The sequence below is a fragment of the Alteromonas sp. ABH4_453 genome, assembly GCF_056160665.1.
This window is the reverse complement of sequence record NZ_JBSWXP010000005.1, coordinates 314410-336844: the sequence shown is the minus strand read 5'-3', so window position 1 is coordinate 336844 and position 22435 is coordinate 314410. Positions and strand designations below refer to the sequence as shown.

Annotated in this window: 17 protein-coding genes; 10 read left to right on the top strand and 7 right to left on the bottom strand. The window is 43.9% G+C overall.

Going from position 1 to position 22435, the window contains the following annotated elements:
* Positions 1 to 28: 28 nt before the first annotated feature.
* The 4 genes from ACXAGV_RS12220 to ACXAGV_RS12205 all read right to left on the bottom strand — a co-directional run bounded on the left by ACXAGV_RS12220 (position 29) and on the right by ACXAGV_RS12205 (position 4841).
* Entirely contained in the window at positions 29 to 2194 is a 2166-nt protein-coding gene (locus ACXAGV_RS12220; protein ID WP_474873499.1) for a tetratricopeptide repeat protein, read from the bottom strand.
* Positions 2195 to 2357: 163 nt separating this feature from the next.
* The gene (locus tag ACXAGV_RS12215) at positions 2358 to 3578 is read right to left on the bottom strand and encodes a retropepsin-like aspartic protease family protein (RefSeq protein ID WP_474873498.1); all 1221 of its coding nucleotides are present in this window, start codon (positions 3576 to 3578) and stop codon (positions 2358 to 2360) included.
* Entirely contained in the window at positions 3575 to 4024 is a 450-nt protein-coding gene (locus ACXAGV_RS12210; RefSeq protein ID WP_474873497.1) for an acyl-CoA thioesterase, read from the bottom strand. Before ACXAGV_RS12210 ends, ACXAGV_RS12215 begins: the two co-directional genes overlap by 4 nt.
* Positions 4025 to 4130: 106 nt before the next feature.
* Positions 4131 to 4841, bottom strand: coding sequence for a DUF8198 family protein (locus tag ACXAGV_RS12205; protein ID WP_474873496.1), 711 nt, complete (start codon positions 4839 to 4841; stop codon positions 4131 to 4133).
* A gap of 155 nt (positions 4842 to 4996) precedes the next feature.
* Here ACXAGV_RS12205 and ACXAGV_RS12200 point away from each other — a divergent pair, with 155 nt between their 5' ends.
* The 4 genes from ACXAGV_RS12200 (at position 4997) to ACXAGV_RS12185 (ending at position 10107) form a co-directional block, all read left to right on the top strand.
* The gene (locus tag ACXAGV_RS12200) at positions 4997 to 5605 is read left to right on the top strand and encodes an elongation factor P hydroxylase (RefSeq protein WP_474873495.1); all 609 of its coding nucleotides are present in this window, start codon (positions 4997 to 4999) and stop codon (positions 5603 to 5605) included.
* A complete protein-coding gene (locus tag ACXAGV_RS12195; RefSeq protein ID WP_474873494.1) occupies positions 5602 to 6750 on the top strand; it encodes an ATP-NAD kinase family protein in 1149 nt (382 codons plus the stop codon). The genes ACXAGV_RS12200 and ACXAGV_RS12195 overlap by 4 nt, the downstream gene beginning before the upstream one ends.
* Positions 6751 to 6870: 120 nt before the next feature.
* Positions 6871 to 7164, top strand: coding sequence for a YfcL family protein (locus ACXAGV_RS12190; RefSeq protein WP_474873493.1), 294 nt, complete (start codon positions 6871 to 6873; stop codon positions 7162 to 7164).
* Positions 7165 to 7353: 189 nt separating this feature from the next.
* Complete coding sequence (locus tag ACXAGV_RS12185; RefSeq protein ID WP_474873492.1) at positions 7354 to 10107, top strand: M16 family metallopeptidase; 2754 nt, start codon at positions 7354 to 7356, stop codon at positions 10105 to 10107.
* Positions 10108 to 10168: 61 nt separating this feature from the next.
* Here the strand turns inward: ACXAGV_RS12185 and ACXAGV_RS12180 are convergent, their stop codons facing one another.
* Positions 10169 to 10510 (bottom strand): carboxymuconolactone decarboxylase family protein, encoded by a 342-nt coding sequence (locus ACXAGV_RS12180; protein ID WP_039222723.1) that lies wholly within the window; start codon positions 10508 to 10510, stop codon positions 10169 to 10171.
* Between the two features lie 376 nt (positions 10511 to 10886).
* On the opposite strand from ACXAGV_RS12180, the gene ACXAGV_RS12175 reads away from it, so the two are divergent.
* The 3 genes from ACXAGV_RS12175 (at position 10887) to ACXAGV_RS12165 (ending at position 17062) form a co-directional block, all read left to right on the top strand.
* Complete coding sequence (locus ACXAGV_RS12175) at positions 10887 to 15020, top strand: two-component regulator propeller domain-containing protein (protein WP_474873491.1); 4134 nt, start codon at positions 10887 to 10889, stop codon at positions 15018 to 15020.
* A gap of 67 nt (positions 15021 to 15087) precedes the next feature.
* Positions 15088 to 16395, top strand: a complete 1308-nt coding sequence (locus ACXAGV_RS12170) for a short-chain fatty acid transporter (protein ID WP_474873490.1) — start codon at positions 15088 to 15090, stop codon at positions 16393 to 16395.
* 109 nt (positions 16396 to 16504) lie between these two features.
* Positions 16505 to 17062 carry an isochorismatase family protein gene (locus tag ACXAGV_RS12165; protein ID WP_474873489.1) on the top strand — a complete coding sequence of 186 codons (558 nt, stop codon included), beginning with the start codon at positions 16505 to 16507 and terminating at the stop codon, positions 17060 to 17062.
* Positions 17063 to 17094: 32 nt separating this feature from the next.
* On the opposite strand, the gene ACXAGV_RS12160 is transcribed toward ACXAGV_RS12165, so the two are convergent.
* Positions 17095 to 17619, bottom strand: coding sequence for a cysteine hydrolase family protein (locus tag ACXAGV_RS12160; protein WP_474873488.1), 525 nt, complete (start codon positions 17617 to 17619; stop codon positions 17095 to 17097).
* Positions 17620 to 17776: 157 nt separating this feature from the next.
* On the opposite strand from ACXAGV_RS12160, the gene ACXAGV_RS12155 reads away from it, so the two are divergent.
* The 3 genes from ACXAGV_RS12155 (at position 17777) to ACXAGV_RS12145 (ending at position 20669) form a co-directional block, all read left to right on the top strand.
* Positions 17777 to 18700 carry a GlxA family transcriptional regulator gene (locus ACXAGV_RS12155; RefSeq protein WP_474873487.1) on the top strand — a complete coding sequence of 308 codons (924 nt, stop codon included), beginning with the start codon at positions 17777 to 17779 and terminating at the stop codon, positions 18698 to 18700.
* An 81-nt stretch (positions 18701 to 18781) separates the two neighbouring features.
* Positions 18782 to 19984: a zinc metallochaperone GTPase ZigA gene (gene zigA, locus ACXAGV_RS12150; protein ID WP_474873486.1), complete on the top strand. Its 1203-nt coding sequence runs from the start codon at positions 18782 to 18784 to the stop codon at positions 19982 to 19984.
* A 1-nt stretch (position 19985) separates the two neighbouring features.
* Positions 19986 to 20669, top strand: a complete 684-nt coding sequence (locus ACXAGV_RS12145) for a DUF1826 domain-containing protein (protein ID WP_474873485.1) — start codon at positions 19986 to 19988, stop codon at positions 20667 to 20669.
* Between the two features lie 210 nt (positions 20670 to 20879).
* Here ACXAGV_RS12145 and ACXAGV_RS12140 read toward each other — a convergent pair whose 3' ends face one another.
* On the bottom strand, positions 20880 to 22373 hold the full coding sequence (locus tag ACXAGV_RS12140; RefSeq protein ID WP_474873484.1) for an ATP-binding cassette domain-containing protein: 1494 nt from the start codon (positions 22371 to 22373) through the stop codon (positions 20880 to 20882).
* Positions 22374 to 22435: the final 62 nt, after the last annotated feature.

Genomic DNA, 22435 nt, shown 5'->3' with positions numbered 1-22435 from the left:
GCATGACCTCAGTAATGCGGCAAGTTGTCTACCGCCTAGCTTTAGACTGGAATAAGCGGTACGACGCTTCATCGCCTATTTTTTGTGAAAGTGACAGCCCCAAGCTGATAAGCGAATTATCAGGCTGTCTCTTTATGGCTTTTCTTAGTACGTTGAGTGCGCTTTTCGTTTGACCTACACTATCTAAAGCAAGGGCGTAAATATACCAATTTTGTGGGTTCTCAGGGTCAAGTTCTGTTGCTTTTTTGAAAAGTGTAACTGCAGTTGCTTTATCCTGTTTACGAACATGCAGCATGCCTAACGAATAATGGATGAGCGCGCTATTAGGTAAATTGCTCATTCCATCAAGGAGGGTTTGTTCTTCTAACTGAAGTTTATTTTGAGCGCGATACAATTCGGCCAAGTTGATGTAGTTCGCCTCAAAGTAAGGGTCTACAGTTAGACCTCGTTTTAGCAGCTTTTCTGTTTGATAAATATTGCCGAGCTGATATTCAACCAGACTTTGATTGAGGTTACCTTCGCCCCGCCACTGATTTACGGTATTCGACAACCTAAGCTCTTCTAGCGCTTTTTTGAAGTTCGGTGTGTTGAAGCCCAGACCTAGCAAGTTATTAGCTGCCGTTATTCGTATAGCTTTATATGTATCATCAAGTAGATTTGCGTACGTTTTCGTACGTTCATTAGGAAGAAGGGCACGACCGGCTTGCGCCGCCCCCAGTCTTATCAAAGGCTCTTCATGCAGAATAAATTTTTGTAAATCTTTATCAGTAAGTGACTGGTTAGACGATGCCAACAAGCTCAGCGCAGTAGCCCGTTTTATAACTGGAAGAGACGACGAATGGGCAATACGCAGCACAGCTTGTTTACTATGAATACTACCCTGCATAAGAGAGATATAGTTTTCTTCTTGTTTGTTTAGTGTAGAGTCTTTGCCATACCAGTTGATTAGCTTTTCTGATACCCAATCATTATCTTGGTCGTGACAGTTTAAACATGCGTTCGGTGCGCCAGTAGTCGAAGAAACGTTGGGAGTTGGAATACTAAAGCTATGATCCCGCCGTGCATCTACACCCATATAGGTGCGCGTAGGCATGTGGCAGTTTACGCACTGATTTACATTTTCACTCCCCACATGCTTTGTATGTTTTTCACCTTCATAAGCCGATGCCGAGTGACACTGAAGGCACAAACCATTTCCCTCTATTTTGAGCTTCATAGAGTGTGGGTTATGGCAGTCTATACAGTTAACACCAGCTTCATACATACGGCTTTGTAAAAAAGAGCCGTAAACATAAACCTCTTCACGTATTTGCCCATCGGCAAAATACAATGGTGAAATAAGAAGCGAGGGTGAGAACTGGTCTAGGAAAGGTTTTTTAGGGTCTATTCCGTCAGAAAGTGAGGTGCGCAGAGAGTGACACGCATAGCATGTTTCCATGAACCGATTGTCTCGTTTTGCAGGAATAAATTCGCCATTTTTTTGTTCGTGCCAAGTAGCGATGTTGCTTCCATCTTTTAACAGCCACTTTCCAATTGCTTGTTGTTCATTTAGAGACAGGTCGCGAGAAGTGAGCGATGACCTATGGTGCTTAGCTTCTTCAACATGCGTAACGTTGCCCTTTTTATTTGGTTCGCTGTCATTAACGCTTGTTGTATTTACAGCATAATGCGATGCCATATCACCGTGGCAGGATGCGCACGACACATTGATTTCATCAAACTGGCTGTCGAATGTAAGCGTCTTAGTATCAAAATTACGCTTTAAACCGCTTGAGTGGCAGTCTGCACACATACCATTCCAGTTTTGCATCGGTTGTTTCCAATGCAACCTGTCTTTAGGAGCAATATCCTCAGATGGATAATTTGGGTACCAACGTTGACCGCCTTTTGATTTGTCTCGAGCATCCCAAGCAAAAGGAAAAACTTGAAGTTTACCTGCTTGTGTTTCGATGAGGTATTGCTGTAACGGAAAATGACCAAAAACATAAGTAATTGGATAGACATTCGTACTTCCTGCTTCTGTCAGCTCGGCAAAAAATTTATTTTCGTTTTTGAAAAAACGTGCCTTCTGCGTGAAGTGAGTTATAGAAACATTATCGAAATTGGCAAGCACGGTTTTATCGTTAGCATGGGCCATTGCTTTCGCGTGGTCTGATTGTTGCCACAACGTAACTTGTTCCTGATGGCAGCTCACACAATTAACATACTCTTGTGCGAGTGAACTTTTAACTAAACTCGTTAGATAAATTATGCTGAAAAGAAAAACCAACCGTGGCATTACAACTGCTGTCTGAATATTTGTGAACTCTCTGAACTTTATCACAGGGGCACGAGCAGCGTTAAATAAAGTTTGCGCGCTAATTATCACGCTCTGTCAAAATCAATTCACTAGACTGAGGCATTATCGCTAAGTCAAATTGACCTAAAATATTCATGCCTAATAACCCGTCGGCATCGGGGAGGGCGTCTTCGGGCAGCACGATGGCAGAAACATCGTTAAACTCGTAGCCAGCGAAATAGAAGCGAGGTATTTGTACCAGTGGAGCTTCGATAGTTCCAGATGCAGTTCTAACGTTGAAGTTGCCAATGAACGTGAGGTTTCGCATACGACCCAAGCGAGCAAATAATCGTGATGATATCGCGGTGGTACTGGCGCCGGTATCTAAAATCATGTTGGCTTTTTGGTTAAGCGCCTTTGCTTCAAGGCGATATTGATCACCAATACGCTGCAAAGCTATGCGAGTTTGATACCGAGCAGCGTCCGAGCTTGTGGGTTTGGTTTCGCTGTGGCTTGGCGCGGTGTCCGCGCTGGCTATATCGCGCATTTCATAGGCTTTATCGCGAATGATATTGGCGTCTCTATCGTTTAACGGCAGAGCAGCAAGCACATCTTCCATTAGCGTAAGTTTTTGCTGGTAAGCATACGCTTCAGCTAAATTAAGGGTGTAGTGTTTTGCGTCGGGTATGCGTTGATACAGTGGCTCATTTAATCTAGCCACCAGTTCCCATTGTTCGTCCTGACGTAAATGCGTTTGCGCTTGTTGATACAAAGTGGCAATTTTAGTGTCGATAAACGAGAGCGTTTCAAGTGTAAGAGGCAACTCAGCTATATCGTAGTAGTGCACTATCGCCGTTGAGAGAGGCTTCGTCATCTCAATCAGCTCACCTTCAAGTAACAGTAGTGATTCGTTGAGCGGATCATTTTTTAGGTAGTTGGTTAGTTCTGTTGCGAGCAACGCATACTGTCCATTATTAAGTAGGCTAGTTAGCGTAGCGATATCACTTTGGGTAATTTGTTGCGAAGATAAGCGCAGATCTTCACGCTCATTTGACGGTATGTTAGTTCTGTCAGCGTTCGAAAAAGAGGTGGATTCACGTTGTTTGTTGTGGGGCTCTATATTGCCCTTCGCCTGAGTCTCACTTTCTAGCGCTGACTCATGTTGTAAACGATGCTCATAGCCTGCTTCTAGCTTATAAGCGCCGTCATTGTTCTGCTTTAAGTTAATCCATAGGTAAACATTGATGCCTAACGACACACATAGAAACAGGGTAAGCAGAACTGCGAACCATGTCTTCATTGTTGTTCACACGCCTTCCCATAAACGTCTACAAATTGCTTAGGCATTCGTTTAGGGGCGCCAGTATCAAGGCTAACGCACACGAATGTGGTTATAGCATCAAATACGGTTTTGTTTCGCTTTGGGCAGATAAATTGAAACTGGCGTTTCAAGGTAAGTTTGCTATCGCAATGCACTATCCAAGTGGCGCATTCTAACGTATCTCCAAGATGAGTTGGCAGATGATAGTTAAGTTCGTGACGCTTTATAACCATACCTCTGTTTAGCGCCTGATAATCGGCAAACTGCAAGCCAAGGGCGTTTGAATGGGCCCAAGCTAAGCTTTCGAGCTGCGACAGGTACGCTACATTATTCACATGCTGATAGTGGTCGATGTGTGTTGCATCAATATGCCACTGCTGCACGTAGGGGTTGTCTAACATCCAATTAAGCGCCGGGTTGCTCAAACCTTTTCCTTATACATATATCTTGTTTTTATCCTAGCTACTTTATTACCGTCGGCGTAGCGCCGTTGCTCACGAAGGCCTGTTATTGCATTTCTTTCTTTGCAACTCATACCACAGGCAACGGATTATCTTCAGGTAAAATCAAATCGTCACTCAATAACATCTGCATTATAGACTTTTCACGTACCAGCACCGGTTGTATAAAGCTTTGTACATCCCCTAGCGCTTTAAATGCATTAAAACCACGCTCTAAAAATTCGTGTAGAGCAAGCAAGCCTGCGAGTTTTGCGGGTCGCCTCGATAGAGAAATCAACATACCTATACCACGAATCTTTATTACATCAGAGAGTTGATCGCCCAAATGGGAAATTATGTCGATTTGATGCTCTCTATCTTCCATCCTGCCCACATTTCGATAAGCCAAGGCGTAGTTGTCTCGGTTGATGGGTTCCCCAGGAAAATGACTTTGTAAGTACTGGGCCATTGCCATATCTAAATCGAACGATAATGCATTTAACGATAAAGCATCGTCCATAGCGTTCATGGCTTTATCGGGCAATACTTTTGCAAGCTTCGGAATAACGCGAACTAAGTCAGCGTCGCGCTGGCTAAAATCTTTCGGCCCGTACAATTCATCTACGAAAAACGCCATGGCTTTTTGATAACGTTTTTGCTGCGCCAAATCGTTGTGCGTGACCAGTAAGCGTTCGCATTGCCAATGCTGCAGCTGATGAATGATAGGCATTACACCCAACTGAGTGGCCAGATCACGAAGGGCATTTACCCGGTGAATATGTTTAATTATCTGTTGCGCCAAATGACGAACTCCCTGTTGAGCTAGTGTAGCTTATCCGCTGTTGTAAACCTAGATTGACCTAAGCAAGCGTGCCTTTCAAGTGAGAAGGCAAAGTTTTACTGGTATACTCTTCTGCCATTAGTTTAGCCCGCTTATTTAGATTTTTAATAAACTTAATGAACAGTCAAAGTAGTCAGTCATCATTGAACAATGCCCTTAACAACGAGACCGCTAGTGCGCAGTACCCGGGCTTAGAAAAAGACAGCGATGTACCCGCGTTAATATCACTATTTAATAGCACGTTTGAAGATTTCAATACGCGCTTGGTTTTGGGTGATGATGAACCTATTTACATCCCAGCGGGTAACGAAAGGCCTTATCATCAAATCGTCTTTGCTCATGGATTCTTTTCAAGTGCCTTACATGAAATTGCGCATTGGTGCATTGCAGGCGAAAAGCGCAGACTTTTAGAAGATTACGGTTACTGGTATTGCCCTGATGGCCGCGATGCAGTGCAGCAAGCAGACTTTGAAAAAGTAGAAATTAAGCCTCAAGCCATCGAATGGGCGTTCACCGAAGCCGCAGGCAGAAAATTTCAGGTGAGTACGGATAATTTAAATGGTGCAGAACCCGACAGAGAAGGTTTTACTAAAAATGTTGCTGCACAGCTAGCACTTTATAAAGCCCATGGCTTTCCGCCTAGAGCTGAACGTTTTATCAACGCCTTAGCAACCACTTTTTGCAAAAAGAAGCATGATGATGCCACTGGAGCAGATGCAGCATGATAAATGATGATTTTGACCGCCCAGCCCTTTTTAAGCTTGGTGTTCTTATAAACCCTTTTGCTGGTATAGGCGGTGCGCTTGCACTTAAAGGCAGTGACGGTGCTGAAATTCGAGAAAAAGCATTGGCCATGGGCGCAGAGAAGAAAGCCAATGAAAAAATGGCAAAAGCGCTCAGTATTCTTGAAGCATTGTCTGGGAAATTTACCGTAGTGACAGCGTCGGGCGATATGGGCGAAACAGTCTGTGAATCTCTAGGTATTCCTTATGAAGTCATCTACACAGCTGATGCGGCACAAACCGAAGGCGAAGATTCAGAGCGCGCAGCGAAAGCAATGGTTGAGGCAAACGTCGACTTACTGCTGTTTGCAGGCGGCGACGGCACAGCCCGCAATATCTGTAGCGTAGTCGGCACACAAGTTCCCGTGTTAGGTGTGCCCGCCGGCTGTAAAATTCATTCTGGCGTTTACTGCGTGTCGCCGTCAGCAGCAGGGCAGGTAGTTAGTCAGATGATCGCAGGCGAGCTTGTGAGTGAAATGGACGCCGAAGTACGTGATATTGACGAGAATGCATTTCGCGATGGGAAGGTGATTGCTAAGCACTATGGCGAAATGCGCGTACCGGCTGAACTCACTTACGTTCAAGCCGTAAAAATGGGCGGCAAAGAAGACGAAGCGCTGGTATTAGACGACATTGCTGCTTATGTCAGCGAAATTATGGACGATGAACCTGACGCTTATTTTGTTATGGGCTCTGGCTCGACCGTAGGTGCGGTTATGGAGTTTCTTGGCTTAGACAATACTTTGCTAGGTGTTGACGTGGTTAAACAAGGCGAGTTAATCGCAAGTGACGTGACTGCCAGCGAACTAATTGCGCTGACAAAAGACAAACCCACCAAAGTAATTTTGACGGTTATTGGTGGTCAAGGGCACATCTTAGGGCGTGGAAATCAACAGTTAAGCCCAGCGTTTATTCGTCAAATTGGCAAACAAAATATGCTTGTTGTTGCCACTAAGCAAAAACTGCAGGCATTGAACGGTAAGCCGCTTCGCTTAGACTCAAGCGACGCAGCGCTAGACGTTGAACTAGCAGGCGCGTTTTCGGTTATTACGGGCTACAAAGACAAAGTGCTTTGCCAAAGTGTTTAAATACTCAGTCCAATATAACCAGGCTGATAGATTACCTTAAAAACCAAATTTAATTATCTCGAACTGAGAATAGAACTTTAGAAATAAAGAACAGAAATTAGAAACAGGAAGGAGTAAGACGTGTTACCACCTGCTGCAGCACCCGAAAGTGTCGTTAAAGCTATCGCAAATATTGAGGCATCGCTTGATGACGTGGTCAATCACGGTAGTGATGACGAATTATTTATTGCCAGCTACTTGCAAGGCCATTTTGCCGTTGAGGCTCGCCAATTAGAGATGCAAGAAGGCGCTACCGTTGCGATGCTTAATGACAAAATGATCGAAAGCCTTAATAGTGCTTTCGCTAACAATGAATTAGAAAATGAAGATGCTAAGCAGGTAAAAGCTCTTTGGGCACGGTTAGTCGCAATATAATTGCGACTTTCTTCTCTCCTATCTACAACAACTATATCCCTATTCTTCGTTTACCCTTTTTTACAATCCGTTACAGTTTTATTTGCGAAATCCTTTATTAACCGCCAGATTGGTTTATGTTTAATGTTAGCGGAAAGCCGCTTTGTGGTGCCTGGCATATTTAGGTATAAAAAGATTAAGGATGACGACATGACTGTACTTAAGGATCTCACCCAGCGCTTGAAGGTAAGCGTAGGTGTGTTGGCTGTAAGCAGTACGCTGATAAGCTCAGCGCTTGCCAAGAACGATATCAATATCGATTACGAAAAGTTTACAACCGATAACGGGTTAACTGTAATTGTTCACGAAGACCGCAAAGCACCAGTGGTTGCTGTGGCGGTGTGGTATAAAGTGGGTTCAAAAGATGAGCCAGAGGGTAAATCTGGGTTTGCGCATTTATTTGAACACCTCATGTTCAACGGCACAGAGAACTATGATGATGAATGGTTCGGGCCGCTTCAAGAAGCCGGGGCCACAGGCCTAAACGGTACCACCAACTTTGACCGTACTAACTATTTTCAAACCGTTCCAACGCCGGCTTTAGACCGTATTCTGTGGATGGAATCCGACCGTATGGGGCACCTGTTAGGTGCGGTAACACAAGACAAGTTAGACGAACAGCGTGGCGTTGTACAAAATGAAAAACGCCAAGGCGAAGACCAGCCTTACGGAAGCGTATTCACGCATATTTTTGAAGGCTTATTTCCCATAGGCCATCCCTATCATCATACGGTAATAGGCTCTATGGAAGATCTCAACTCAGCGTCGTTAGAGGACGTTAAGGGGTGGTTTAATCAATATTATGGCCCCAATAACGCGATATTGGTGCTGAGCGGGGATATTAACGCAGAAGAAGCCAAACCTTTGGTTAATAAATACTTTGGCGATATTGAACCGGGCCCTGCATTGTCTAAATGGCAAGCATGGGTGCCGAAACGCAGCGTAAATACCCGTGAAATTATTCAAGACAAAGTGCCTCAATCACGTATTTATCGCCTTTGGGTGTCACCTGAGAATACATCTTCGACCGCAACCGACCTGTTTATCGCTGCAAGTGTTATGGGCGATGGCAAAAATTCACGTCTTTACAAAGAATTGGTGTACGACCAGCAAATTGCCACTAATGCCTCGGTATTTAATTACGAGCTACAAATGGCGTCCATTTTTGGAGTAACGGTTGACGTAAAAGACGGCGTTGGCGTAGCTAAAGTGGAAAAAGAAATTGATAAAGTCATCAGCGAGTTTTTGCGTAAAGGCCCTAGCAAAGATGAAGTTAAGCTTGTTTCGACTAAGCGACGTGCTTCGATTATTCGTGGGCTAGAAGAAGTAGGGGGCTTTGGCGGCAAAGCCGATACCCTAGCTAGTGGTGAGTTTATTGCTGGCGACCCTAACTACTTCAAAACTGAAATGACTGAGCTAGAGCAAGCGACCCCCAAAGGTGTTAAAGCGGCAGCGAATAAATGGTTAAAAGAAGGCTGGCATCAAATTACGGTGGTTCCGTTTATCGAGCATGCAGCATCTACTGAAGGCGTCGATCGCAGTACAGGTCTGCCGTCAATCGATGCCGAGACACAGCTAAGCTTTCCAGAGGTTACGCAAACCACATTATCTAACGGTATAAATGTGGTGTTTGCACAACGTGCTACAGTTCCATTGGTGAATGTGGCGGTACAGTTTGACGCAGGGTACGCTGCCGATGCGGGTGGCAAGCTTGGGCTCGCCAGTTTCACTACGCAAATGCTAGACGAAGGTGCAGGTAAATACGATGCCTTGGAACTAGCGGCAGAGCTTGAGCAATTGGGAACAAACTTAAATGCTGGATCAAATCTAGACACCACAACAGTTAGTATGTCGATGTTGACAGAGAACATGGAACCTTCTTTGGCGCTTATGGGGGATATCTTGAAATCACCCACGTTCAAAGAGGAAGAAATTGAACGCCAAAGAGCGCTTATTTTAAGTAGTATTGCACAACAAAAAACTCGCCCTGTAAGTATTGCGCTAACCTTACTTCCGCCGCTGATCTACGGCGAAGATCATGCTTATGGTATTCCGTTTACGGGTACCGGAACAGAGCAAGACGTGCAAGCAATAACGCGAAGTGACCTTGTTAACTTTAAAGACACCTGGTTACGCCCCGACAACGCGACAATTTTTGTCGTTGGCGACACTACGTTAGATGTCATAAAACCCATGCTTGAAAAAGAGTTTGGTAAATGGAAAGTGAAAGGTAACAAAGGTACGAAACAAATAGCTGAAGCGTCAATGCCTGAGCAAGGCCAAGCGATCATTATTGACCGCCCCGGTGCGCAACAGTCGCTTATTCTAGCTGCGCATTTAGCGCCATCAACAGGTGCAGACAACAACATAGCCATCAATGCAATGAACCAAACTTTAGGTGGCGCTTTCACAGCTCGTGTGAACATGAACTTACGAGAAGATAAAAGCTGGTCTTATGGCGCGTATACCTTTCTCCAAGACGCAAGAGGTCAACGCCCATTTATGGTGTATGCGCCAGTGCAAACTGATAAAACAGGTCCGTCTCTGCTTGAGCTCAAAAAAGAACTCAATGCATATATAGGTGATAAACCGCCGATGGCGAATGAGTTGGAAAGAGCGCGATTGGATGAAGTTCGCTCTTTGCCTGGTCAGTACGAAACAGCTAATGCGGTGATGTATAGCCTCTTATCAAGCAAGAGATTCAATAGAGAATATAACTATCCAGAGTCTTTGGTCGAAAAGTATAACGGTTTAACTTTAGACGATTTAAGTAGTGCGGCTGAAGAAGTGCTGCATCCGGAAAAATTGACATGGATAATCATTGGTGATGCCGAAAAAATCAAAGCGGATGTTGAAGCCGCTGAGCTTGGGCCTGTCAGTGTACAGAGTATGAACTCACTGTAATCGGCGACACTGCAATTTGAACGAAAGGGCCGAGAAATTACTCGGCCTTTTTTATTCAGAATTATTCACTAAATTCGTCAAAAGCACGCAAAGCATCGGCAGCATACATAAATGATGGGCCGCCTCCCATATAGACGGACATACCGCACACTTCTTCGATTTCTTCACGGGTAGCGCCTAAATGCACTAACGCTTTAGCATGAAAGCCTATGCAGCCATCACATCGTGTTGCGATTCCAATGGCAAGGGCAATAAGTTCTTTCGTTTTTTTATCTAACGCGCCGTCGGCGGTCGCCGCTTTGGCCATATCAGAAAATCCCTTCATGACTTCTGGCACGCCTTTTTTAACCTCGGCTAGATACGGATTTAAACTATCTGTAATTTCTTTATATGACTTCGTCATAGAGTTCCCCTGATGAAAATGTAATGGATTATTAGGCTTGAACATCTATAGATACTCAGGCTTAATCTAAATAAAGTTCAAAGCAAATCTTATCGGTCAATGTGCACTTATTTTAGTCTAAAGTTAATAGTGCGCTATGACGTAAGTCAATAACTGTCAAGGAAATCGTACAAATGCGCCTTTTGTTGAATGGTTCGAAAGGCCAGGATGCACTAAAGTCACGGCAGTTTAATTTATCGCCTCGATTCTTATTTTGAAGCTCCTCTCACCTGCGAACACAGCAAAAATTTTACGTTCTCTCGAGCGTACGCTTGCAATTTTCCTAATCCATTTGTTTTGTGTTTCGTTAGTGTTTGCTTCGGAGTCAAACAAGTTAATGAATGAATATGCGGTCGAACTTTTAACCGCTGAAGATGGCTTTGTTTCATCGGAAATTTATTCCATAGTCCAAGACCGCCAAGGTTTCCTTTGGTTTGGTACCGCGGAAAATGGCGTTATGCGCTACGACGGCCGCAACGTAAAGCTCTTTGAGTCAAATAGCGAAAACGAGCAAAGTCTTTCTCATAACGATGCCGGCAACTTAATGTTGGATGCAGAGGGCAATATTTGGGTGGGAACGTGGGGCGGTGGTGTCAACAAATACGAGCCTACAACTGGTCGATATACACGCTACTCAAACGTGCCTAACGAAGCAGACTCTTTATCATCAAACCGAATACAGTCACTTTTTCAAGATAGCGCAGGTGATATCTGGCTGGGCTCTTACGACAAAGGGCTCAATCGTTTTTTAGGCAATGGGCGATTCCAGCGCGTTCAAAAAATACATGGAGCTAAAAATAGCCTTTCCCATAATCGCATTTGGGACATTATTGATAACGACGCCGATAGTCTTTGGGTCGCAACCAGCTATGGGATAAATTTACTCGATAAAAAAACCTTAAACGCCAAGCATTTCTTGCCGGATCAGAAAAATAAAACGGCTACAGGCGCAAATGAAATACGCAGTTTACTTCGTACATCTTCTCATCAAATATTTGTCGCCACGCAAAATGGGCCCTTCTTATTTCTCCCCAGTTCCGGTGTTTTTCTGCCTCAAACAACACGAAATGGTGAATCATTAAGTCAAGTAAACTCAATGATTGAGGACCATGATGGCCAAATATGGTTCGTCACCACCGAGGGACTGTATCGTCATACCAAAGAGGGGAACTATGTTGAAAAGGTCGACTTTGGTTATGAAAACGGCCTTCGCATTATTTTTGAAGACCATACTAGAACCAAGTGGATTACCAGTGAAGTTCATGGGATTTTTAAGTTCTCTCCTCGCGGTAAGTTAAAACAAATCAATAGCAAATTACTAACCGCACCAAGCGGTATAGCACTTGATAACGTAAAGGAAAAGGGCGACAAAATTGGCGATGTACTTATCGTCACGGCAAACGCAGACGTGTTCAAATGGAAAGTTAAAGAAGAGCTTCTGCAAAAAGAATACGACTCGGTATTTAAAGAGCTTGAAGGTTATAAAGAGCGTGGGGTTATAGAAAGACCTATTATAGTGCCTGATCAAGCGGGTTTTCTGTGGGTCGCACAAGACAACTTTGTGGCTAAAGTTGACCGACGGACTAAAAAAACAAGTCGTATTGAATACCCTAATACTGACAGTAATTACCGCCAGTTTCGAGAGTTTAGAGCGCTTGAACTAGATAATAATGGCAATGTTTGGATTGGCACCTACAAGCACGGTATATACATTTACAACAAACTTTCCGGGGAGTTCAAGCATCTCACAACCAAAGACGGTTTAACGCACCCAGAAATTCACAGCCTATACAAAGACGCTAGCGGCAATATGTGGGTGGGCACGGGGGGAGGTGTGAATCTTTGGTCAGTTGATAGTAAAAGTTTCGTGTACTTCAGTGGCGCAGAGGGCCAAACGGGAAGCTTGGTCGATAGGATTGTGGAAGATATCCATCAAACGAGCGACGGGCAAGTATGGATAGCTACGCAAACGGGGTTGTACCAGTATTTCGCAGAATCTAAATCCTTCAAGCATTTTAGTGAGAAGAATGGGCTGCCCACCACCTTAATAAGAGCTATCGCCGATGGCGAGGACGGCAGACTGTGGCTTACCACCAACAAAGGTGTTTTTCTTTATAATCCCGACACACAAAATGTTACTAGCTACAACAGTAATACAGATTTGGCAGGCAAAAACTTTTACTCTGATAGCTTAATTAAAGCGGGTGAGAATACCTATTTTACGAGTAGTCAGCGGGGGATAGAGTACTTCAAATATAACCGTGAACAAACCGATACAGTTAGCGCAAACATAGTTCTCACCGGTTTTAACAAAATGGGGGAATCGGTAGAGCTCGATAAACCGCTGTCGTATGTCACTGATATCGACCTTTCTTATGAAGATTACTTTTTTTCATTAGATTTCACGCTTTTGGATTTTTCAGATCCTGAGCGCGCCCACTTTGCTTACAAATTAGAAGGGTACGATGAGCAGTGGATTGATATTGGAAATCATGATTCGGTATCATTTACCAACTTAAATGGTGGTGACTACAGGTTACTAGTAAAAGCCATGAAACCAAATGGAGAGTGGGGTGATGATGCTCTATCATTAAATTTGCATGTGGCCGTAGCACCATGGAAAAGCTGGTGGGCATATACTATCTATGGCTTATTTTTGTTAGCTATGGTTGTTTCAGTGATTTACCTGCGCACCCGCTTACAGCAAACGGAAATTACAAAACAAAAGCGCTTTGTGCAAACACTAGAGCAGCAGGTATCTGAAAAAACCGCATCGCTAAAAGCGCAAGCTAACCATTTGAAGCAAGCACTAGAGCAAGCAGAAGAAGCAACGAAACTGAAGTCTGAATTTCTTGCCAACATGAGCCATGAAATTAGGACGCCGATGAATGGTGTTATAGGTATGCTCGGTCTGCTGAAGAAGAGTGAGCTTACTGCAGAACAGAGTCAGCGGTTAAATATTGCTAGGTCTAGCGCTAACTCATTGCTCGTACTCATTAATGATATTCTAGACTTTTCGAAGATAGAAGCGGGCAAGCTTGAGCTAGAGTCGGTAGATTTTGATCTAAGAGCGTTAGTGGAAAGTGTTGCGCTATCAGTATCTCACTCGGCACAAGAAAAAGGTTTAGAAGTGATCGTTGATGTCCTTAAAATTAGCAATACAAAGATACATTCAGATCCAAACCGAATTCAACAAATCCTGACTAACCTTTTAAGTAATGCCGTTAAATTCACTGAAAAGGGTGAGATATACATTGCAGCAAAGTTACTTCCAAGTGATGTTGAAAATGAAGCTATGCTTCACTTAACCGTAAAAGATACGGGTATAGGTATACCAGGAACAAAACTTCCTCATTTATTTAATGCCTTTACCCAGGTAGATGCTTCTACAACCAGGCGCTTCGGAGGTACTGGACTTGGTTTAAGTATAACTAGGAAACTGTGTCAGCTATTGGGAGGGGACATAAGCGTTACGTCAGAGCTTGGCAAAGGTAGCTGCTTCAACGTTATATGTAAAGTTTCGGGGGCGGAGGAAAGCTTGAAACCGCAACCTGAACTTGTTAAAGAAAACACGCGTTGCTTAATAGTCGACAACAATGCGTCAACAAGACAATCCATGCAAACTCAGCTTGAGTATTGGGGGGTAAATGCGTTAACTGCATCATCATTAGAAGAGGCAGTAGCGCTTTACTTAACTGATGAGATTAGTGAACAAGACTCTTCAATTATTGATATTTTGTTTTTGGAAAAAGTGGTTGATGAGCACGAGCAAGACAACCTGTTACTGAACGTTAAGGGTGTCGAAAACTTAAAGCACGGTCGCATTATTCTGATGACTAAACTGAGCGATGTCGATAGCTACAGCGAGTTTAGAGGACTGCCAATAGACGAGTGTTTGCCTAAGCCCATTACGACTTCAGATTTACTAAAAATACTTGAAACCACGGTAGGTAAGTCCAGTACGCGAAACGAAGTGCATACACAGCCGTTAGGTATGGGGACTACAGATTTTGTGGAGCTACAGTCAGATGAAGTGCTAGTAGAGCTAGAAACTGAAAATCGCCCCCTCGCTATCGGAGCAACACGAATTTTGTTAGTTGAAGATAACGCGATAAATCAACTGGTTGCTACTAATGCACTCGAAAGCGAAGGCTACCAGGTGGATGTGGCGGACAATGGTCTAGAAGCGTTAGATATGTTGAAGAACTGCAAGCTCAAAGCACAATACAGCGCAATTATTATGGATTGCCAAATGCCTGAAATGGATGGGTTTAAAGCAACGAAATGCATTCGTGAAGGCGCGGCGGGAGACATTTACAAAAATACGCCCATTATCGCGATGACTGCCAATGCCATGCAAAGCGACAAAGATATGTGCATGGCAGCAGGTATGGACGACTTTCTTACCAAGCCCATCGATAATCAGAAAGTAACGTCGACCTTACAGAAATGGCTAAACAAAAATAACTAGTCTCTCGCCAAAAAGGAATTAAACGCGTTAATATGCAACAAGTTTTTAACAAGTTGTGAGAGCGTTAATGCTAAACCGAGCATCAAAACCCTTCGTAAAACTCGTCGAAAGATATCTTCCCGATCCTTATATTTTCGTATTATTACTTACCCTAATTACGTTTGCTTTTGCGGTAGTCATTCAAGACCAAACTCCACTTACCACAATTCAACAGTGGGGAGACGGATTTTGGGGGTTGCTCACATTTTCAATGCAAATGCTCTTGGTATTAGTAACCGGGTTTATGCTGGCATGCACGCCACTAGTTAAAACACTGCTGGAAAAACTCGCCCGTCTAGCAAAAAGCCCTGGAAGCGCCATTATGCTGGTCACTTTGGTGTCACTTATAGCAAGCTGGATAAACTGGGGCTTTGGTCTTGTTGTAGGTGCGCTGTTTGCTAAAGCCTTAGCAAGAAAAGTGTCGGTTGATTATCGGTTATTGGTGGCAAGCGCGTATTCAGGCTTTATTGTATGGCATGGCGGTTTAGCGGGTTCTGTACCCTTAACGATTGCAACGCCAGGCCACTTTTCCGAAGCACAAATTGGCGTAATTGGCACTGGCGAAACCATTTTCAGTGGGTTTAACTTGCTGTTATTGGCAATCATGTTCGTGATTATTCCTCTTGTTAATCGTTTAATGTTACCGCATGAATCTGAGAGCATTATTGTCGATAGCGCCAAGCTGAAAGATGACGTTTTGCCTTCGGCAACGAACGAGCGGCCCGCAGACAAACTTGAAAACAGTAAGGTGCTTGGGTTACTTGTAGGCTTTGCTGGGCTTGCTTATCTCACCAACTACTTTGTTTCAGGGGGCGGGCTTAATCTCAATATCGTTAATACGCTATTTCTTTTCCTTGCAATTGTCCTTCATGGTACACCACGCAATGTACTGCACAGCCTGCAGCAAGCCGTTCAGGGCGGTAGTGGTATTGTTATACAGTTCCCATTTTACGCGGGGATCATGGCGGTAATGGTGCAATCAGGATTGGCCCAAACCATGTCAGAGTGGCTGATTAGCTTTGCATCTGCAGAGTCTTTGCCCGTGTGGAGTTTTATTAGCGCAGGCGTTGTTAATATCTTTGTGCCTTCGGGTGGAGGTCAATGGGCAGTGCAAGCCCCAGTAATCTTGCCTGCCGCCGCTGAACTGGGGGCCGAAATAAATAGAGTGGCCATGGCGGTGGCGTGGGGCGATGCGTGGACCAACCTGATTCAGCCGTTCTGGGCGCTTCCAGTGCTTGCCATAGCGGGCCTGAAGGCCAAAGATATTATGGGATTTTGTTTAGTTCAGCTTATCGTTACTGGCGTTATAATTTCGCTGGTTTTGCGGTTCGTTTAAGAAAACCTACTTTAGATGTTGTATGAAATAAAAAGTGATTCGGCACCGTCAAATACAGTAAAAGAGTTTGGAATATTAGGGCACAACAAACAGTTAAGCAGTGTGAAATATGCATATAAGCGAAGAAAAGGTAGGGTTGTTGATCGTAGATGTCCAGGGCACTTTGGCTCGAAGAGTCAGCGATAGTCAAGCAATGATATGCAAAACCGCAAAGCTAATACAGTGTTGTAAATTGCTCAATATTCCCGTAGTTGTACTTGAGCAAAATCCTGATGGCTTGGGGAGAACAGTCCCTGAAATTGAAACTCATGTCGCAAGCGACCCTCACTTTAAGAAGTTTACTTTTAACGCTGTAGCGGGTACTGACCAGTGCTCGTCCGAAATACTGGCGTACATTAGTGAAATGGAATTAAGTCGATGGCTGGTTGTGGGAATTGAAGCGCACGTATGCGTTTATCAAACGGTAACGGGTTTATTGGAAAATAATCACACTGTGGAAGTAATACAGGACTGCATTTCTTCAAGAGAGTCTTCAAATGCTGTGCTCGCCATCCAAAATATGCGTGAGCAGGGCGCACGGATCAGTAGTTTTGAGATGACACTTTTTGGACTTTTAAAATCATGCCAACATCCAAAATTCCGAGAAGTGTTAGCGCTCATCAAGTAGTCGAACAACGTGATGAGCGAAACAAGTCTGAGCTAAGCGAATGCGGTTTCTATCGATACAATGTCAATACCGCGCACTTGCATAGAATCCAGCGCCAATAGATGACCAATGGCGTCACGCGTGCAGGTGCAAGGTTCAATGACTTTGGGGGAATACTTGGCGGCAGCTGGTGATAATGCTGTGTGAGTTACGCAGTTGTGCGTCATCATACCTGCCAGAAGAATTTCATCCACGCCCAATGACTGTAAGGTTTCCTCTAAATTGGTCTTCTCAAAACAATCGGCGTGTTGCTTTGTGATGATGGGCGCATGCGGGGCTGCGGCTATCACCTCTTTATGAATTTCAGCGCCATGAGATCCTTCATAGAAAAACAACCCTTCTCCGGCCTCTACAGGCACAAGGTGCTGTATGTGAATAATCGGAATGCTCTTTTCCTTTGCAATAGCCATCGCTTTAAGTGTTTCTTGCATCGCAAGCTCTGGTTTGTGTAAAGGATACTTCCCTTTAGGAAAGTAGTCGTTTTGAATATCAATAACAATAAGTGCTTGTTTAACCACGGCCTTACCCCTTTTTCCAAGAAACAATCTCTAGCACGGTTTAAGTTGTGCTTACTCAATATTGACTATTCTGCAGATTTTCACGTGTAATAGAAAGTGACGATAATGACAAAAAGCACGCCAAATACGACAGCGTTCGCAAAGCGACAATGACACGATGAAAGAAATAAAAATAGCAGTAATAAACTATCCAACCGCAAGCCAATCTGCGCTTTACGGCATAGTTGAAATGTTAGAATTAGCGAATACGATGTGTGAGCAAATCAACGCTGACGTGGCGTTTAGCGCGAGTATTTGCAAAGCGGAACAGTTAAATTCAAATGCGCTGGTTGATGTCGTCATCTTGCCGCCAAGCATGAGTGAAACATTTTTTGAGCATGACTTCACAACACTTATCAACTATATGAAAGTCATGCAGTCCCAAGGTGCATTGCTCGCATCTGCTTGCGTAGGTGCATTTATTCTTGGCAAAGGGGGCTTTTTAGATAACAAAGTGTGTACTACACACTGGCGAATTGCCGATCACTTCATGGCAGCCTTTCCCACAGCAAAACTAGACGCCAAGGCTATCGTGGTAAACGGGGAGGGTGTAATAACGGCTGGCGGGAGAATGGCGTGGATTGATCTTGTGTTTGAAATCATATCGACCTTAAGTTCACCCACCATTGCATTGAATCTTTCTAAAGAGATGGTGGTGGATACAGGTTACAGGGAGCAAGGCTTTTATCACCAGTTTTCACCTAAAAAAGATCATGGCGATGCTCTCGTTGTTAAAGCGCAAAATTACTTGGAAAACCATTACAGTCAGCCAATTTCTCTTAGCGATTTAGCCAGCCACACTTTCGTTAGTCAGCGAACCTTACAGCGAAGATTTGCGCAAGCGTTAGATATGTCAGTCATCGACTATCTGCAGAAGCTGAGACTTCATCATGCTTGTCAGCAAATTGAAGTATCAACGCGCAGCATTGCTGATATTGCATTCAACGTGGGCTATCAAAACGTCAATGCATTTAGGAAGATATTCCGTAAAGAGTATGGGCTTAGTCCGGTGGAATACCGCAAGCGTTTTGCAATAAATTAATCATATCGTTATTTTCATTTTAATTGTTATGTTATAACATTTATTAAATTAAAGATTTAAAATGAAACTTAGCGAGTCGTTATGTCTATTCAAACTCAGCTTCCCGTTACCGTACTTTCGGGCTTTTTAGGCGCCGGTAAAACCACGGTTTTAAACCATATTCTGAATAATCGTGATGGATTAAGAGTAGCCGTCATTGTTAACGATATGAGTGATATCAATATCGATGCAGCTACGGTGAAAAATGAAGTTAGCTTTAATCGAGCCGAAGAAAAGCTAGTTGAAATGAGCAATGGCTGTATTTGCTGCACGTTGCGAGAAGATTTGCTTGAAGAGATAGAGCGTTTAGCGCATGAAGGTAAATACGATTATCTGGTAATAGAGTCTACAGGTATTTCGGAGCCTTTGCCTGTAGCTGAGACCTTCACGTTTGCCGATGAAGACGGTAAAAGCTTATCGGAAATATCACGCCTCGATACTATGGTTACCGTTGTCGATGCATTGAATTTTCTTAAAGACTATGACGAAGCGTCGTTTCTCAACGAAGTGGGTGAGAGCTTGGGGGAGGAAGACGAGCGAAGCGTGGCAGACTTGTTGGTCGAACAAGTGGAATTTGCTGATATATTGCTAATAAGCAAAACCGACTTAGTCTCTGAACAAGAGTTGGCGCGCCTTAAAAGTATTCTGCAAACCCTTAATACCGAGGCTATTCAAATTCCTATTGAGCATGGAAAAGTGCCCCTCGACAAAGTGCTGAACACAGGGCGGTTTAGCTTCGAGCGTGCTCAGCAGTCGCCCGGTTGGCTGAAAGAAATGCGTGGCGAGCACGTACCAGAGACTGAAGAGTTTGGTATAAGTAGCTTTTCGTACGAAGCGCGACGTCCGTTCGATCCGCAGAAGTTTTATGATTTTATTCATAGTAAAGAAATAGCTGGCAAATTAATTCGTTCAAAAGGCTTCTTTTGGTTAGCAACACGACCTCAATTGGCTGGCAGCTGGAGCCAAGCAGGCGGTATGGCGAGATACGGAGCCGCTGGGCTGTTTTGGAAAGCCGTACCCAAAGAGCAATGGCCTGAAGACCCTGAATACCTTAAAGCGATAGAAGAACAATGGATGGAGCCCTTCGGTGACATGCGTCAAGAGCTTGTGTTTATTGGACAAGGGCTTAATAAAAACGACATTATCGAGCGGTTAGATAGTTGCTTGTTAACAGACGAACAGCTTATTCAAGGTCATCATGTTTGGGCTGAAATGCCTGACCCATTTCCTGCGTGGGAGCACTAATATGCAGGCGTTACAAGACCACATTACTTCCTTTGAATACAGCGACTCTTGGCGTTCAAGCGCCGATGCAATGGTGTTGGGCGATATCTTTGATAAAGGTATTAGCGTTGCGGTATGGACAAGGCCTGAAGCTCCACTTGTCACGCAATATTATGCCGACGTTTTTAAATCATTAGGAATGGGGGTTCGCGGTGTTTTCTCTTTAACATCACTGAAAGAGGAAATCGCAAAGCTTTTACCTGAAGGAAGAAATAGTGCCGGAAAGCAGGCTGCCATTGACGATATTTATTTGCTGTCTGACATGCTCACCACGCTATTTGATTGTGACAGTGTTGGCATAAGGTTAGTGCCCCTTTCATCAGCAATGTGCCCAAGCTTTCATGTGGACAATATTCCTGTTCGGTTGGTGAATACCTATTTGGGCGAAGGTACAGAGTGGCTGCCGAAAGAAAGTGTGGTTACAGGCCCAATGATTGGTCTTAACGACGCGAATACGCAGGGGCTTGCTAAGAATAGATTGGGTCAGCACTATCACGAGAGCAGCGTTAGGCAAATGAACGCGTTTGATGTGGGTTTACTTAAAGGTAAATCGTGGCAGGGCCATGAAGAATTTGCCGCCGTGCACCGGTCCTGCAAAGTCATACCTGGTACTCATCGCGTGTTGCTTACCCTGGATCCCATGTAGTTTTTAAGTTCTTTTTGTAGCTCACCCTCGGTTACTTCGGCGCTATCACTTTTTCCATGAGTTGTCCCTTGTAATAGCGCTTTTTCTCTCTTGGTACCTAGCCTCGCTAATCTTCTTAAATATCTGCTTTTATAAGGCTAATTGTCTAACAGGCAAGTGCCACACCTTTATAGCGAAGACCTGAAAAACCAAGTTTTTCAACATATACCCTTAAACATTATAGTCTTTCATATTTAACGTATTGTGAATGCTAGGAATGCGTTCTTCTGCATGGTGATTTACATACAGCAGTGTACTTGTGCCTGCTTTAGCCAATATATTAATAAGCTTCAGCGCTTTTTGGCGGTTGAAGTCGTCTAAACCATTGCAAGGTTCATCCAAAATAAGCACGGCGGGGTGCTTAACCATAGAACGTGCAATAAGTACTAATCGCTGATCACCAAAAGACAGTGACTGAAACGGCGTGTTCTTTTTCTGTTTCAAGCCTATTACTTCAAGCCACTGCTCTGCTACCATGCGTTCCGCTAGCGTGGGGCGGGTGTACAGACCAATACTGTCGTGAAAGCCTGAAATGATAACGTGCTCAACACTAGCGTTCACTTTGTACTGCATGTGGATCGCATTCGACATAATTCCAATGTGCTTTTTAATGTCCCATATGCTCTCGCCTGTGCCACGTTTTATGCCAAACATTGTTAAATCGTTGGTATAACAATGGGAATTATCACCAGTAAACATTTGAAGCAAACAGGTTTTGCCTGATCCGTTCGGGCCCGTTATCTGCCAATGCTCATTTTTGTTAAGCGTAAAGTTAAGCTTTTCAAATACGGTTCGCTCATCGAAGCGCACGAACCCATCTTTAAGCTGAATTAAGGTATGAGGTAGTGAATCTAACTCACTGTTTTGCTCATTGAGGTTTCGGTCATTGCGATTGGGGTCATCGCCGTGTTTGTCTTTAGCGTTAAGGGCTGAGGGAACATCGATATCATCAGACTCTAGTGCAAACCAGGTGCTTAATTCTGAGCGCAAACCGTCATAGTTAAGTTTATCTTCAGATTTCCACGTAATAGCTAAGTCATCCATGACAATCAACTGGGCTTGCATATTCTTGGCAATATCTGCGAGTTTGTTGGCGGTAAGTACTAAAGAAGCTTGCTGCTGAGAGACAAGAAAGCGACTAAATGCGCTTATCGCTTCAACATCTAAACCCTCGAAGGGGTCATCAAGCAAAATAATAGAGGCATTACTTAACCATGCCAACATGATAATAATCTTGCGGGTTTCACCTGTTGAAAGTGAAAGAAACGCATTATCTAGCAAATGCTCAATTCTAAGCGCAGAGGCGAGTTCGTCGTAATAAGGGTGGTTTTGATAATCCTCATTAGTCTGTGCGAATAGTTCGCGAACCTGTGTTGGCTCAGCTATTACGTCTAGAATATCTGCACTGCCTTTTTGTTTTTCTTCTTCAATTATCGCTTGCTGTTTAAAAACTGAGACTTCTGCAACAACCGAACTACATTCACGACTACCGCTTTCTATTTTACCGTTACCGGCAAGCGCAGAGATTAAGAGTGACTTCCCGCTACTATTTCTACCTGCAATAAGGACGTGCGAGGGTGGTTTTTCGTTAATTAGTGTTAACGAAAATGCAGGGGTAATATATTGATTAGGAAGCTTTGTTTGAAATTCGGAAAGGTACAGCATTACGATTGCGAGTGGATAAGAAGTAGAACCATTGTGAAGTTTTCTGTTTACCTGTCAATGGT

Excerpts from the sequence above, each read along its gene's own strand:
- ACXAGV_RS12215 (WP_474873498.1), bottom strand. The coding sequence starts at position 3,578 with ATGAAGACATGGTTCGCAGTTCTGCTTACCCTGTTTCTATGTGTGTCG.
- ACXAGV_RS12200 (WP_474873495.1), top strand. The coding sequence starts at position 4,997 with ATGAACAGTCAAAGTAGTCAGTCATCATTGAACAATGCCCTTAACAAC.
- ACXAGV_RS12195 (WP_474873494.1), top strand. The coding sequence starts at position 5,602 with ATGATAAATGATGATTTTGACCGCCCAGCCCTTTTTAAGCTTGGTGTT.
- ACXAGV_RS12185 (WP_474873492.1), top strand. The coding sequence starts at position 7,354 with ATGACTGTACTTAAGGATCTCACCCAGCGCTTGAAGGTAAGCGTAGGT.
- ACXAGV_RS12180 (WP_039222723.1), bottom strand. The coding sequence starts at position 10,510 with ATGACGAAGTCATATAAAGAAATTACAGATAGTTTAAATCCGTATCTA.
- ACXAGV_RS12175 (WP_474873491.1), top strand. The coding sequence starts at position 10,887 with ATGAATGAATATGCGGTCGAACTTTTAACCGCTGAAGATGGCTTTGTT.
- ACXAGV_RS12170 (WP_474873490.1), top strand. The coding sequence starts at position 15,088 with ATGCTAAACCGAGCATCAAAACCCTTCGTAAAACTCGTCGAAAGATAT.
- ACXAGV_RS12165 (WP_474873489.1), top strand. The coding sequence starts at position 16,505 with ATGCATATAAGCGAAGAAAAGGTAGGGTTGTTGATCGTAGATGTCCAG.
- ACXAGV_RS12155 (WP_474873487.1), top strand. The coding sequence starts at position 17,777 with ATGAAAGAAATAAAAATAGCAGTAATAAACTATCCAACCGCAAGCCAA.
- zigA (WP_474873486.1), top strand. The coding sequence starts at position 18,782 with ATGTCTATTCAAACTCAGCTTCCCGTTACCGTACTTTCGGGCTTTTTA.
- ACXAGV_RS12145 (WP_474873485.1), top strand. The coding sequence starts at position 19,986 with ATGCAGGCGTTACAAGACCACATTACTTCCTTTGAATACAGCGACTCT.
- ACXAGV_RS12140 (WP_474873484.1), bottom strand. The coding sequence starts at position 22,373 with ATGCTGTACCTTTCCGAATTTCAAACAAAGCTTCCTAATCAATATATT.